The 12470-nt window shown below is 72.5% G+C and carries 13 protein-coding genes; 8 read left to right on the top strand and 5 right to left on the bottom strand.

All coding sequences use genetic code 11. The annotated features are described in order from the left end of the window. Positions 1-45: 45 nt before the first annotated feature. Positions 46-1482, bottom strand: coding sequence for a pyruvate kinase (gene pyk, locus DA075_RS07725; RefSeq protein WP_099952705.1), 1437 nt, complete (start codon positions 1480-1482; stop codon positions 46-48). A 165-nt stretch (positions 1483-1647) separates the two neighbouring features. On the opposite strand from pyk, the gene DA075_RS07720 reads away from it, so the two are divergent. Beyond that, entirely contained in the window at positions 1648-1932 is a 285-nt protein-coding gene (locus DA075_RS07720) for a BrnT family toxin (RefSeq protein WP_099952704.1), read from the top strand. Beyond that, complete coding sequence (locus tag DA075_RS07715) at positions 1910-2224, top strand: BrnA antitoxin family protein (RefSeq protein WP_099952703.1); 315 nt, start codon at positions 1910-1912, stop codon at positions 2222-2224. The genes DA075_RS07720 and DA075_RS07715 overlap by 23 nt, the downstream gene beginning before the upstream one ends. 353 nt (positions 2225-2577) lie before the next feature. On the opposite strand, the gene DA075_RS07710 is transcribed toward DA075_RS07715, so the two are convergent. The 3 genes from DA075_RS07710 to DA075_RS07700 all read right to left on the bottom strand — a co-directional run bounded on the left by DA075_RS07710 (position 2578) and on the right by DA075_RS07700 (position 5339). After that, positions 2578-3036: a DUF1036 domain-containing protein gene (locus DA075_RS07710; RefSeq protein ID WP_164712243.1), complete on the bottom strand. Its 459-nt coding sequence runs from the start codon at positions 3034-3036 to the stop codon at positions 2578-2580. Then, positions 3008-4318 carry a glycerate kinase type-2 family protein gene (locus DA075_RS07705; protein ID WP_099952702.1) on the bottom strand — a complete coding sequence of 437 codons (1311 nt, stop codon included), beginning with the start codon at positions 4316-4318 and terminating at the stop codon, positions 3008-3010. The genes DA075_RS07710 and DA075_RS07705 overlap by 29 nt, the downstream gene beginning before the upstream one ends. Before the next feature lie 73 nt (positions 4319-4391). Further along, complete coding sequence (locus DA075_RS07700) at positions 4392-5339, bottom strand: DMT family transporter (RefSeq protein ID WP_099952701.1); 948 nt, start codon at positions 5337-5339, stop codon at positions 4392-4394. A 173-nt stretch (positions 5340-5512) separates the two neighbouring features. On the opposite strand from DA075_RS07700, the gene DA075_RS07695 reads away from it, so the two are divergent. The 5 genes from DA075_RS07695 to DA075_RS07675 all read left to right on the top strand — a co-directional run bounded on the left by DA075_RS07695 (position 5513) and on the right by DA075_RS07675 (position 9828). Then, positions 5513-6274, top strand: coding sequence for an N-formylglutamate amidohydrolase (locus DA075_RS07695; RefSeq protein WP_099952700.1), 762 nt, complete (start codon positions 5513-5515; stop codon positions 6272-6274). 58 nt (positions 6275-6332) lie between these two features. Beyond that, positions 6333-6638, top strand: coding sequence for a DUF1244 domain-containing protein (locus DA075_RS07690; protein WP_099952699.1), 306 nt, complete (start codon positions 6333-6335; stop codon positions 6636-6638). 367 nt (positions 6639-7005) lie between these two features. Further along, complete coding sequence (locus DA075_RS07685; protein ID WP_236012505.1) at positions 7006-7263, top strand: DUF2312 domain-containing protein; 258 nt, start codon at positions 7006-7008, stop codon at positions 7261-7263. Between the two features lie 198 nt (positions 7264-7461). Next, the gene (locus DA075_RS07680; protein ID WP_099952698.1) at positions 7462-8643 is read left to right on the top strand and encodes a DUF3095 domain-containing protein; all 1182 of its coding nucleotides are present in this window, start codon (positions 7462-7464) and stop codon (positions 8641-8643) included. Positions 8644-8820: 177 nt separating this feature from the next. Beyond that, positions 8821-9828, top strand: a complete 1008-nt coding sequence (locus DA075_RS07675) for a hypothetical protein (protein WP_099952697.1) — start codon at positions 8821-8823, stop codon at positions 9826-9828. Positions 9829-9858: 30 nt separating this feature from the next. On the opposite strand, the gene DA075_RS07670 is transcribed toward DA075_RS07675, so the two are convergent. Continuing rightward, positions 9859-10911: a YncE family protein gene (locus tag DA075_RS07670; protein ID WP_099952696.1), complete on the bottom strand. Its 1053-nt coding sequence runs from the start codon at positions 10909-10911 to the stop codon at positions 9859-9861. A gap of 174 nt (positions 10912-11085) precedes the next feature. Between DA075_RS07670 and DA075_RS07665 the strand changes: the two genes are divergently transcribed. Beyond that, positions 11086-12372, top strand: coding sequence for an OprO/OprP family phosphate-selective porin (locus DA075_RS07665; protein ID WP_099952695.1), 1287 nt, complete (start codon positions 11086-11088; stop codon positions 12370-12372). Positions 12373-12470 lie beyond the last annotated feature (98 nt).

The following is a 12470-nucleotide window of genomic DNA, read 5'->3' as shown; positions in this document are numbered from 1 at the left end:
CCTGGACGTCGTGGCACCGTCATCCTCTCGAACGCGACCAGAACCTCACGCCTTCGCCGCATGCTCCGGCGTCACCGTGGCGATGCGCACGAGGTTCGTCGCGCCCGGCGTGCCGAAGGGCAGGCCCGCCACCACGATCACCCGGTCGCCGATGCCGGCGAAGGCTTCGCGCACCGCGAACTTGCAGGCGCGGAACGACATGTCGTCGATGTCGCTGGCGTCGTTGGTGACGATCGGGTGGGTACCCCAGGCGAGGGCGAGGCGTCGCGCGGTCTCGCGCTTCGGGGTCAGCGCGATCACGGTGGCGTCGGGCCGGGCGCGGGCGAGCCGCAGGGCGGTCGAGCCGGAGGCGGTCCAGGCCATCACCGCGTTGAGCCCGAGCGTGTCGGCGATCTGGTGGGCGGCCGCCGCGATGGCGTCCGAGGCGGTCGATTCGGGCTGGTTGCGCTGCGCCGCGATGATCGACCAATAGATCCCGTCGCGCTCGACCTGCTCGGCGATGCGGTTCATGGTCGAGACCGCCTCGACCGGGAACGCGCCCGACGCACTCTCGGCCGAGAGCATCACGGCGTCCGCCCCCTCATAGACCGCGGTCGCCACGTCCGAGACCTCGGCCCGGGTCGGCACCGGGGCGGTGATCATCGACTCGAGCATTTGCGTGGCTACCACCACCGGCTTGCCGAGGCGGCGCGCACCGCGGGTGATGCGCTTCTGCACGCCCGGCACCTGCTCCAGCGGCATCTCGACCCCGAGGTCGCCGCGGGCGACCATCAGCCCGTCGGCCACCGCCATGATCGCGTCGAGGGCGGCGACCGCCTGCGGCTTCTCGATCTTGGCCATCACCAGGGCCTTGCCCTGCGCCACCGCCTTGACCTCGGCGACATCCTCCGGGCGCTGCACGAACGACACCGCGATCCAGTCGGCACCGGCGGCGAGGCCGGCCTCGAGGTCGAGGCGGTCCTTCTCGGTCATCGCCGCGACGGGGATCGTGGTGTCGGGCAGGGACACGCCCTTGCGGTTCGAGATCTTTCCGCCGGTCACCACCCGGGTCACCGCCCGGCCGGGCCCGACCTCGGTCACGACGAGGCGCAGCTTGCCGTCGTCGACGATCACCGCGTGGCCGGGCTCCAGCGCCGAAAGGATCTCGGGATGGGGCAGGTGGACCCGGGTCGCGTCGCCCGGCGTCGGGTCGTCGTCGAGGACGAAGCTCTGGCCGTTCTCGATCATCGCCGCGTCGTCGGCGAAGCGCCCGACCCGGAGCTTCGGCCCCTGCAGGTCGACCAGCACGGCGATCGGCCGTTTCAGCTTCTGCTCGATGCCCCGGATCGTCGCCACCCGCTCGCTCAGCCGCTCGCGGGGCAGGTGGCTCATGTTGATGCGGAACACGTCGGCGCCGGCCGCGAACAGCGCCTCGATCACCGCCGGATCCTCGGAGGCCGGGCCGAGGGTCGCGACGATCTTGGTGCGGCGGGCGCGCTTCATGAGGGTGTCGTCCGGGGTGAGACCAATCGCGCTACGCAAAGCCGGTCGGCGCGCCCGGGTCAATTGGCGTTTTGGCGCCGGGACGGTTGCGGGTGATCGGGGAGGGTCGGGCGCGCAGTCTCGCACCCGCTCTTGAATGGTTCAATTTTTGTAGATACAAAAACCATGAAGATCGGTTTTGATAAACCGAAGCGGCAGCGGAACCGGGAGAAGCACGGCTTCGACTTCGCCGATTTCAAGCGCTGCTTCGACCGTGACACGGCGCTGGTGCCGCCAGCCCGGCCAGGCCGCACGCGCCGCACCCGCGACCTCCTCATCGGCCTCTGGAACGGGGACGTCGTCGCGCTCGCGGTGGTGTCGCCTCTCGGCAGCGAGGCATTGTCCCTCGTCGGCCTTCGCCGCGCGGACGAACAGGAAAGGGAAGCCTATGACCGGCACGTCGAAACCTGAGCGGCCTTCTCTCCTGACCTCCGAAGAGGATTGGGACATTGATGGCGAGATCCCGCCTCCGACGGCTGAGGAACTGGCCCAGCTGCGTCCCGCCCGCAAGGTCTTGCCGCCCGAGGTCTATGCGGCGCCGCCGAGCCGCGGCGGCCGGCCGAGAGCCGAGCGGCCCAAGCAGCTCGTGAGCCTGCGCCTGGACCCGGACGTGGTTGAGACCTTCAAGGCGACCGGACCGGGCTGGCAGACGCGGATGAACGAGGTGCTGGCCGAGGCGGCGCGCAAGTTGCGGGCGGCCTGATCTTCTCGATCTCAAGTCTCGTCCCGGTGAGCGTCGGCCTCCACCTTCTGGCCCCCCCTTCTCAAGGGCTCACGCCGTGACCGACATCCAGATCGTCGCCGTCATCGTCACGCCGCTGACGGCGCTCCGCTCGCCGTCGGTTGCGGCGTCGCCTGCTGGGCCCGGCCCGCGAATGGATGATCTTGGCTGTCTACGGCCACGTCGTGCCGCCACTCATCGTCCTCGCTATGGGCTATGGGGCGATGCGCCTCGACGAGCGCGAGACACGGTCCGGCCCGGCCGAGCGGTAGACGCGACCAGCCATTGGTCCGCACCTGCTTCCGGTCGCCTCAGCCGACCCCGTCCATCCCCCCTCACGGCCCCGCCCGCCCCGGATCCGTCAGCTGGATCGTCCAGCTCTTCTGCTCCCCCGTATCGACCTCGAAGAAGCCGTTGCGGTCGTAGCCGCGGGCCAAACAGTCCTCGACGCCCCGGATGGTGAATTCGCGGTCGCGGGTGCACATCAGCGAGCGGCCGCTCCACTCGCCGCCGCGGTCGTAATCGACCGCGAAGACGTAGTAGTAGCGGGCGGCGAGCGCACCCTTGAGCAGCGTCTCGCAGCCCTTGGCCGAGAGGTTCCACCAGCCCTCCGTCACCCAGCCGCCGGAATCCCGGTAGCCGAGGGCGATGCCGATGCGGCTGCCGGTCATGTTGCACATCCGCAGGTCCGCCCGCGCCGGCCCGGCGCCCAGGAGGGCGAGAGGCAGGGCCAGGAGCAGGGCGGCGCGGCGGAGGGGAAGGAAGTCAGCCAACCAGGATGATGCGGAGGTCATTGACGTTGGTGCGGGTGGGCCCGGGCCGGACGAGGTCGCCGAGCCGGTCGAAGAACGGTGTCGAGTCGTTCTCTCCCAAGCTTGCCCGCGCGTCGAGCCCCGCCGCCGCCGCACGGGCCAGCGTCGTCGGGTCGATCATCGCCCCGGCCGGGTCGGTGGCCTCGCCGCGGCCGCCATCGGTGCCGTCGGTATCGGCCGAGAGGGCGGCGATGCCGGGGGCGCCGTCGAGGGCGAGCGCGAGCGCGAGCGCGTATTCCTGGTTCGGCCCGCCCTGGCCCTCGCCCCGGATGGTCACGGTCAGTTCGCCGCCGGAGATCAGCGCGGCCTTTCGTCCGGCGGCGGCCATCTCGCGGGCGAGGCCCGCCTGCGCGGCCGCCACCTCGCGGGCCTCGCCCTCGAGGTCGGCGCCGAGCAGAACCGGCTCGTAGCCGGCGGCCTGCGCGGCGGCGGCGGCGGCGTTCAGGGCGTCGACCGGCCGGGCGATGATGCGGAACTCGCTATGGGCGAAGGCCGGGTCGCCGGGCTTCGGGCTCTCGTTGGCGGGGTCGTTCAGCAGCGCCTCGGCGGAGGACGGCAGCGGGATGCCCCGGCGGGCGCAGATCGCCCGGGCATCCGCCAGCGTGGTCGGGTCCGGCACCGTCGGACCCGAGGCGATCACCGCCGGGTCGTCCCGCGGCACGTCGGAGATCGCGAGCGTCAGGATCCGGCCGGCATGGCGGGCAGCCCCTGCCAGGCGCCCGCCCTTGATGCGCGAGAGGTGCTTGCGCACGCAGTTGATCTCGTCGATCGCGGCGCCCGAGCGCAGCAGCGCCCGGGTGATGCCCTGCTTCTCGGGAAGCGTCAGGGCGCCGGCCGGCGCGATCCAGTTCGCCGAGCCGCCGCCGGAGAGGAGCACCAGCACGAGATCGTCCGGGCCGGCGGAGGCCGCGAGATCGAGGGCGCGTCGCGTCGCCGCGATCCCGGCCTCGTCCGGCACCGGGTGGCCGGCCTCCACCACCTCGATCACCCCGGCCGGCTCGCCGTAGCCGTGGCGGGCCACCGCGAGGCCGGCGATGCGGGCAGGATCGACCCCTTGCGCCCGGTAATGCCGCTCGGCGAGCGCCGCCATGCTGGCCCCGGCCTTGCCGGCACCGAGGATCACCAGCCGCCCGGCCGGCACCGGAGGCAGGTGCGGCACCAGGCAGCCGCGCGGGTGGGCGGCCGTGACGCCCGCATCGAGCAGGCGCAGCAGCAGGGCGCGGGTCTCCGAGGAAGAGGTCTCCGGGGTTGAGGCATCGGTCACGGGGCGGCTCCTCTGAACGGTATGGTCACGCTTCGGGCCGGCTTCGTGCCGGTCTCGTTCCAGTCTGTTAGAGCTAAGCTGTCCGGGCGGACCGCCGGGGCCGCGCGACCGCGATGCCGGCCAGGATCAGGCCGCCGCCGAGCACCTGGAGGGGGCCGAGGGCCTCGCCGAGGAGGATCCAGGCCAGGATCGCGGCGGCCACGGCCTCCAGGAAGATCACCAGGGAGGAGAAGCCGGCGGGCAGGCGCCCGAGCGCCACCGCGAGCAGGCCCTGGCCGCCGGCATGGCTGACGAGGGCGAGGCCCAGGAGGCCGAGGGCGGCGCTGAGCGAGTGCGGCAGCACCGGGCGGGTCTCGAGCCATGCGACGGCGCCGAGCAGCACGACGGCCGTGATGCAGGAGGCCACGAAGGTGACGCGGGCGGCGCCCAGGCCTAACGCCCGGGCGCGCTCGACGGTCAGGAAGTAGAGCGCGAAGAAGATCGCGGTGACGACCCCGTCCCGGTCGCCGGCGAGGCGGGCCGGATCGACCTGGACCGACTGCCCGACCAGGGTGGCGCCGCCGACGAGGCAGACGAGGAGGCCGAGAAGCGTGCGCCCGGCGGGCCGGCGGCGCAGGCCGATCCAGGCGAACAGCACCACGAAGACCGGCGCCGTGGTGGCGAAGAAGGTGGCGTTGGCTACCGTGGTCCCCAGGATGGCGAGGTGCCAGAACAGCAGGTCGCCCGCGAAGACGAGACCGGCGAGGAGCACCGAGGGCGCGAGGGCGCGGCGCAGATGCGGCGCCCGGGCCTCCTCCCACCGCATCCAGCCGTAGAGCGCCGGCAGCGCCAGGGCGACGCGCCAGAACGCGCTGGCGAAGGGGCCGACCTCGGGGCTGACGAACCGCACCAGGACCGGCGACAGCCCCATCGCCAGGGCGCCGGCGACGAGGGCGGCAATGGCGGAACCGAGACTGGCCGGGCCGAGATCGGCTGCGGGACCGGCGGAGGCGACGAGGCCGGGCAGGGGGGTGCGGGACATCGAGGAGCCTTCGGGGCGGAGTGCGTCCGGTGCGGGGACTTCCCGGGAATCCCACTATGGCAAGTCGCGCCCGGCGTCACCGTGCGGAGCGGATGGAGCCGGCCCCGCCATTTGGGTATGGGGGAGGAAGCCGACGCGACCGCATCCCGACACTCAGCCTCACAAGACCCCCGATGACCGCCGTCCCCTCTCCCCACCCGCCCCAGCCCGTCGAGACGATCCCCGGCGATCCGGCCTGCGGATTGCTGCTCCTCTGCGACCACGCCTCGAACGCGGTGCCGCCGGACCTCGACAACCTCGGGGTCGCGGCGCCGCATTTCGAGCGGCACATCGCCTACGACATCGGGGCGGCGGCGGTGACGCGCGCGCTCGCCCGCCGGCTCGGGGCGCCGGCGCTGCTGACCACCTTCTCGCGCCTCATCATCGATCCCAATCGCGGCCGCACCGACCCGACCCTGGTGATGCGCCTCTCGGACGGGGCGATCGTGCCGGGCAATGCCCGGATCGGGCCGGAGGGGATCGCGGAGCGGCTGGCGCGCTTCTACGATCCCTACGACCAGGCGATCGACGCAGGCGTGGACGCCGCGTTTGCCGCAGGCGCGCCGCCCGCCATCGTGACCGTGCACAGCTTCACCCCGGCCTGGCGCGGGGTGGCGCGGCCCTGGCAGGTCGGCATCCTGTGGGACCGGGACGACCGCCTCGCCCGTCCGCTGATCGAAGGCCTGCGGGCGGATCCTGCCGGCTTCACCGTCGGCGACAACCAGCCCTATGGCGGCGGCCTGCCCGGCGACACGATCGACCGCCACGCCATGGCGCGGGGGCTGCCCAACGCCCTGATCGAGATCCGCCAGGACCTGATCGGCGATGCGGCCGGGGCGGAGGAGTGGGCCGCGCGATTCGCCGCGCTGCTGGGTCCGTTGGTCGCCCGCGCTTGACCGGGCGGACGACCGCTCCCCACCTCACGGTTCAGGATTTTTTGTAAGGGGATTCCCGATGGACGGCATCGACGAGACCACCCGCACCGAGCTCGAGGCCGCGGTCTTCCGCCGCCTGGTGTCGCACCTCCAGGGGCGCACCGACGTGCAGAACATAGACCTGATGAACCTCGCCGGCTTCTGCCGCAACTGCCTGTCGAACTGGCTCAAGGACGCGGCCGACCAGCGCGGCTTAGCCCTCACCAAGGACCAGAGCCGCGAGCACGTCTACGGCATGCCCTACGACGAGTGGAAGGCGCGCCACCAGAGCGAGGCGACCCCCGAGCAGGCGTCCGCCTTCGCGGCGCAGGCGGAGAAGCACTGAAGGACCGCCCGCGCGACCGCAGGCGGAGAAGCACTGAAGGACCGCCCGCGCGACCGCAGGCGGAGAAGCACTGAAGGACCGCCCGCGCGACCGCAGGCGGAGAGGCACTGAAGGACCGCCCGCGCGACCGTGGGCGGAGAAGCATTGAGGGATCCGCCTGCATCGACGGACGGCGAAGCGCTGACGGATCGCGGCGCCCCGAATCCGGCGGCGCAAGGACTCGGTAAGGTTGCGCATCTATCAAGATCCGGGAGGGCGAGCCGCGAAGGCCGCCATCCGTCAGTGGGTTGGGGTGCCTGATGGCCGCGTCCGCCCGCGGCGGCACGACAACCCATCGGCCAGGAGACCGTGAATGAACGCGCACAGCATGCCGGACGCCGACGTCGCCTCGTCGGGCGTCGCCGCCGAGGAGCTCAAGCAGTTCATCGAGCGCATCGAGCGCCTGGAGGAGGAGAAGGCCGGCCTCCAGGGCGACATCAAGGACGTGATGCTGGAGCTCAAGGGCCGCGGCTTCGACGTCAAGGCGGTGCGCACCATCCTGCGCCTGCGCAAGAAGGACCATTCGGAGCGCCAGGAGGAAGAGGCGATCCTGGAGCTGTACATGCAGGCGCTGGGGATGGCGTAGGACCGACACCGCTTCACCTCGTCGAACGAGGCGCGAGATCCCGTCTCCAGGCGATCCCGGGCAAGCCTGGGATCGATGCAAGGTGAAGGAGAGGGGACCGCGCTCTTCGTTCCGACGGACTGCCAGCACCCACCCGCCTCACCCCGCCACGCCTGAGCTCCGAGGAACCGGCACCGCATCGCCGAACGTTTGGGACGGATGGAGACGATCACCCCCGCGGAGCCCCCCGGCTTCCGCTACGCGGACCTGACCCCGGCGACCGACTTCCTCAGCATCCTCGACGACGCGCTCTACCGCGCCGTTCCGGAGGGGTGGTGGGTGGCGGTGACCGACGTGGTCGATTCGACGGGCGCCATCGCGGCGGGGCGCTACCGGGCGGTGAACTTCGTCGGCGCCGCGGTGATCGCGGCCCTGCGCAATGCCCTCGGGCGGCGCGACCTGCCCTTCGTGTTCGGGGGCGACGGGGCGAGCGTGCTGGTGGCGCCCGACGAGGAAGAGGCGGCGCGGGACGCCCTCGCCGCGACGGTGACGTGGTCCCGCGACGCGATGGGGCTCGCCTTGCGCGCCGCCCTGGTGCCGGTGGCGGCGATCCGTGCGGCCGGCCACGCGGTCGAGGTGGCCCGCTACGCGCCCTCGCCGGACGTCGCCTACGCGATGTTCATGGGCGGCGGCCTCGCCTTCGCGGAGCGCGCCCTCAAGCAGGGGCTCTACGCCGTCGCAGCGGCGCCCGCGGGCACGCAGCCGGACCTCACCGGGCTGACCTGCCGGTTCGAGCCGGCGAAGGCGCGCCACGGCCTGATCCTGTCGATCCTGGTGGTCGCGGCCGAGGGCGCCGACCGGGACGCCGCGCGGGCGGCGATCGCCGACGTGGTGCGGCTCGCCGCCGAGGCGCCGGCCCGCGGGCATCCCCTGCCGCCCGGCGGACCGGCCCTGCATTGGCCGCCGCCGGGCTTCGCCCACGAGGTCCGGGCGCGCGGTCCCCTGTGGGGCTCCCTCACTCTGCGCCGCCTTCACGTCCTCGGGGCGACGCTCGTCGCCCACCTGATCTTCCGCTTGCGGTTGCGCGTCGGCGGCTTCTCGCCGCCCCGCTACCTCGACGAGCTGGTGGCGAACGCCGATTTCCGGAAATACGACGACGGCCTGCGCATGACCGTCGATTGCGGGCCCGACCTCGCGGCACGGATCGAGGCGCGGCTGGAGGCGGCCGAGGCGGCGGGGCTGGTGCGGTTCGGCCTGCACCGCCAGGCCGCGGCGCTCACCACCTGCATCACCCCGGTCGCGGCGTTGCGCGACCACGTCCACTTCGTCGACGGCGAGGATGGGGGCTATGCCCGCGCCGCGCAGGCGATGAAGGCCAAGGACGCGGCGCGGCGCGGCTGAGGCGAATCCGGGCCCCGAATCGGCCCGCGCGCCGGTTTGAGGCGAGAGCGTGGCCTTGTACGGCGCGGGCAGGCGATCGGTCGCAGCCCACCCCTGCGTCAAGAGAAGGGACTTGGTGACCAGACTCACCGTATATCCCGCCTTTCCGAATCGACCTGGAACAGAGCCCCTTTGGAAATGAACGACGCGGTGTGGACGGCGGAGGCGACCGAGAAGGCGGTCGCGCTGTGGATCGAGGGACGTGACCCGGCGGAGATCGCCGGCGAGATCGGCACGACGGTCGCCGATGTGATCGGCCGCGTGGCGCAGGCCGCCCTGGCGCGGCAGCAGGCCAAGGCGGCGGAGAAGGCCGCGAAGCCTGCCGCCCCCGCCAAGGTCGAGCCGGTCGCCCGGGTCGAGCCCGCGAGGGCCGAACCGGCGCAGGTCGTTGCCAAGGTCGAGCCGGCCAAGATTGAGCCGGCCAAGGTCGAGGCGCCGAAGGCGCCGGCCCCCAGGATCCTGCCTTCCCGGATCCTGACCGCGGAGACCGCTCCCGTCGCCGCCAAGCCCGCTCCCGTGAAGGTGGCAACCAAGGCGGTTCCGGCCAAGCCCGCGCCCGCCAAGCCGGACCCCGCGCCGGTCGCCAGGATGGCCGAGAAGCCGGCCGAGAAGCCGGTCGCCAGGCCAGTGGTCGCGTCGCCCGCACCCCGCGCCGAGGCGCCGGTGATGAGCGCGCGCGCCCTCGAGGAGGCCACCCGGGCGTTCCTGGCCGCCAACTCGGCGCCGTCCCGCAAGGCGGCCCCCGCCGCGAAGGCCGCTCCGGCGGCCCGGCCGGCGGCACTTCAGCCCGCGGCGGCGCGGGCCGTCGAGGCGCCCGCCCGTCCGGTCGCCCCGATTGTCCAGGCGGTGGCGGTTCCCGAGCCGGAGATGTCCGTCCCCGCGCCGGTCGAGGCGGCCGAGGGCAGCGTCGTCGCGCTGCCGATGTCCCGCCGGGTGCCGGCGGCCGCGGCCGATGGCGGCGACGGGGTGCTGTTCCTGAAGGCCGGCCTGCTCGACTGCACCTTCCCGCTCTGGGCCGACGGCGACGGCACGGGGATCGAGTCGAAGCGCGTCTGCGGCTGCCGGGTGCTCACCGGCAAGCGCTGGTGCCGCACCCACTATGCCACGGTGTTCGAGCCGCCGAAGCGGCCGATGCGGGCGGCCTGATCCCGATCGGGGGCCTCCCGGCCCCCGGTGTCACCCGGGCAGCAGCACCATCACGTCCGGCTCGCGCCCGGTGGCGAGAGTGCCCTGGACGCGTCGCCCGTCGAGGTCGACGACCGCGATCCGGTCGTCCTCCAGGGCCGCGAAGGCGAGCGGACTCGACGGATGGCGGACGAGCGCCACCGGCGCGGCCCCGAGCGGGACGGTCGCCGTCTCCTTGAGCGCGGGATCGAGGAGCGACAGGCTCTTCTCGCCGTAGTTCGCCAGGATCAGGTCGCCCTCCGGCCCGCAATCGACCCGCACCACGTCGCCCCGGGTCGGGATGGTGCGGGTCACCGTCATCGCCTCGGTGGCGAGCGCCGTGAGGGTCGCGCTGCGGCGGTTGGCGACGTAGAGGGTCGCCTCGTCGGGGGAGAGCGCGTTGCCCTCCGGCCACAGCCCGGTCGCGGCGATGCGGGGCGACTCGGCCGGCGCGAAGGGCCTGACCCGGCTCACGGTGTTCGACAGGATGTTGGCGACGTACGCCGTCTCGCCGTCCCGCGACAGGGAGAAGAGGTGGCCCTTGATGCCACCGGTCCCCATTGCCCGGTCCGGCCGTTCGGCCCGCTCCGGCGCGTCGAAGCCGAGGAGCACGTCGCGATCCTCGCTCAGCACGAACAGCCGGTCCCTGGCGTCCAGGCGCAGCCCGTGCAGGCGCCGGAACGGCGCGCAGGCGATGGTGCGGGCGAGGCTCCGCGCGGCCAGATCGACGACGTAGACCGCATCGCCTCCCGGACCCGGCGTGGTCGAGGACTTGGCGCCGTAGAGGGCGACGTAGGCGCGGGCCCCGGCCCGGTCGACGGCGAATTCGTGCGGGTACTCTCCCGGCAGCTCGACCCGGCCGGTGCGCCGGCCGCTGGCGAGTTCGTAGAAGCTCAGTGCGTGGTCGCCCTTCTCCATCACCAGGAGGGTGTCGGAGCGGCCGGCTTGAGCGGTCCGGGCTTGGCTGTTCTGGGCTTGACCGGACTGGGCCTTGGCGACATGCGTCGTCAGCGCGAAGGCGGCGAGGCCGGACAGGCAGGTGCGGCGGTCGATGGCGGGGGGCATGCAGGGTCCTCGGTCGTCCCCGACACAACCCGGAGGTGACGCGACGGTTCGACATCGCGTCAGCGTGGCGGCGACGTCACACCGACCGGTGAACGGGGCCGGCCCTGCCAAAGGTCGCAGCATCGTCATGGAATAACAGGCAGCGTCGCGCGCCGCTGCCGCGAGGACCCGGACATGTCGCACCGCACCTGCACGCCTTCGCGCTCATCCTGGCCGCTCGCCGCCCTCCTGCTCGCATCCGTCAGCCTGCCCGCCGCCGCGATCGAGGGGCCGCCGGGCCCCTTCGGCGAACGCCTGACCATCGACGAGAAGGGCATCACCCTGAAGTTTCCCGACGATGCCGCGACCCTGCGGATCGGCGGGCGCCTGCAGCTCGATTTCGGCACCGGGCGGGTGCAGCAGCGCGGCTTCGGCACGGTGTTCGATACGCCGATCGCCGTGCGCCGCTCCTGGATCGAGAGCTACCTGACGCTGGGCAAGGAACTCGAACTCGCCTTCCAGTACGATTTCGCCGATCCGAGCCGGCCCATCCAGGACGCGGTCGTCGCCTACAAGGGCTTCAAGGACGTCATCGTCGCCATCGGCAACATGAAGGAGCCGTTCAGCCTCAACCAGCTGATCTCGGACAACAACACCCTGTTCACCGAGCGCTCGCTCGCCGACGCCTTCGCGCCGGCGCGCAATGTCGGCCTCGCCATCGGCACCCACGGCGAAAACTGGACCGCGGTGACGAGCGTGTTCGGCGGCAACATCAACAACGCCGCCATCGGCGACCAGGGCATCGCCTCGACCACCCGGGTCACCTACGCACCCTACCTGAGCAAGGACGGGTACGACGTCCTGCATGTCGGGCTCGCCGGCAGCTACCGCTCGCTGCCGAACGACGGCAGCGCGCTCACCCTGTCGAACCGCTCCGAGGCGTTCCTGTTCGCGCGGCAATTCGTCAATACCGGCAGCATCCGCGACGCGGCGAGCATCGGCCGCGTCGGCCTGGAGGCGGCCTGGCAGACCGGGCCGTTCCGGCTCCAGGCGGAGTACATCCTGACCGAGATCGGCCGCTTCGGCGGCGCGCCGTCCTTGAGCTTCCAGGGCGGCTACGTCCAGGCCGGCCTCCTCCTCAACGGCAAGGGCCGGCGCTACGTGATCGCGCCGAACTACGCCACCGAATACGCGGTGTTCGGCGGGGTGCAGGTCGAGGAGGCGCAGCGGGTCAGCCGCGGCGGCACCGGCGTGTTCGAACTGGGCCTGCGCTACAGCGCCATCGATCTCGAGGACCGCAGCATCCGCGGCGGCATCGAGCAGGACTTCACCGCCGGCATCAACTGGTACCCGGACCGCAACATCCGCTTCGTGTTCGACTACGTCCGCTCCCACACCTCGCCCTCGCCGGCGAGCCTGAACTTCAACCGCCGGACGATCGACGCGGATGCGTTCATCGGGCGGGCGCAGCTCTACTGGTAGAGGACCGCCCGCGCGCCGGCGGCTTGATCGCGGCCCGGCACCGGCGATAGGCAGGAGCGCAGCGCGCGAGGGTCCCAAGGGCGCGGATAGCGGAGTGT

The sequence above is a fragment of the Methylobacterium currus genome, assembly GCF_003058325.1.
GTDB classification, from domain to species: Bacteria; Pseudomonadota; Alphaproteobacteria; order Rhizobiales; family Beijerinckiaceae; genus Methylobacterium; species Methylobacterium currus.
The sequence above is the reverse complement of the archived record's forward strand: the minus strand, read 5'-3'. Positions and strand labels throughout refer to the sequence as shown.

Bases quoted from the DNA above. Each gene is read 5' to 3' on its own strand.
- pyk (WP_099952705.1), bottom strand. From the start codon at position 1,482: ATGAAGCGCGCCCGCCGCACCAAGATCGTCGCGACCCTCGGCCCGGCC.
- DA075_RS07720 (WP_099952704.1), top strand. From the start codon at position 1,648: ATGAAGATCGGTTTTGATAAACCGAAGCGGCAGCGGAACCGGGAGAAG.
- DA075_RS07715 (WP_099952703.1), top strand. From the start codon at position 1,910: ATGACCGGCACGTCGAAACCTGAGCGGCCTTCTCTCCTGACCTCCGAA.
- DA075_RS07710 (WP_164712243.1), bottom strand. From the start codon at position 3,036: ATGACCTCCGCATCATCCTGGTTGGCTGACTTCCTTCCCCTCCGCCGC.
- DA075_RS07700 (WP_099952701.1), bottom strand. From the start codon at position 5,339: ATGTCCCGCACCCCCCTGCCCGGCCTCGTCGCCTCCGCCGGTCCCGCA.
- DA075_RS07695 (WP_099952700.1), top strand. From the start codon at position 5,513: ATGACCGCCGTCCCCTCTCCCCACCCGCCCCAGCCCGTCGAGACGATC.
- DA075_RS07690 (WP_099952699.1), top strand. From the start codon at position 6,333: ATGGACGGCATCGACGAGACCACCCGCACCGAGCTCGAGGCCGCGGTC.
- DA075_RS07685 (WP_236012505.1), top strand. From the start codon at position 7,006: ATGCCGGACGCCGACGTCGCCTCGTCGGGCGTCGCCGCCGAGGAGCTC.
- DA075_RS07680 (WP_099952698.1), top strand. From the start codon at position 7,462: ATGGAGACGATCACCCCCGCGGAGCCCCCCGGCTTCCGCTACGCGGAC.
- DA075_RS07675 (WP_099952697.1), top strand. From the start codon at position 8,821: ATGAACGACGCGGTGTGGACGGCGGAGGCGACCGAGAAGGCGGTCGCG.
- DA075_RS07670 (WP_099952696.1), bottom strand. From the start codon at position 10,911: ATGCCCCCCGCCATCGACCGCCGCACCTGCCTGTCCGGCCTCGCCGCC.
- DA075_RS07665 (WP_099952695.1), top strand. From the start codon at position 11,086: ATGTCGCACCGCACCTGCACGCCTTCGCGCTCATCCTGGCCGCTCGCC.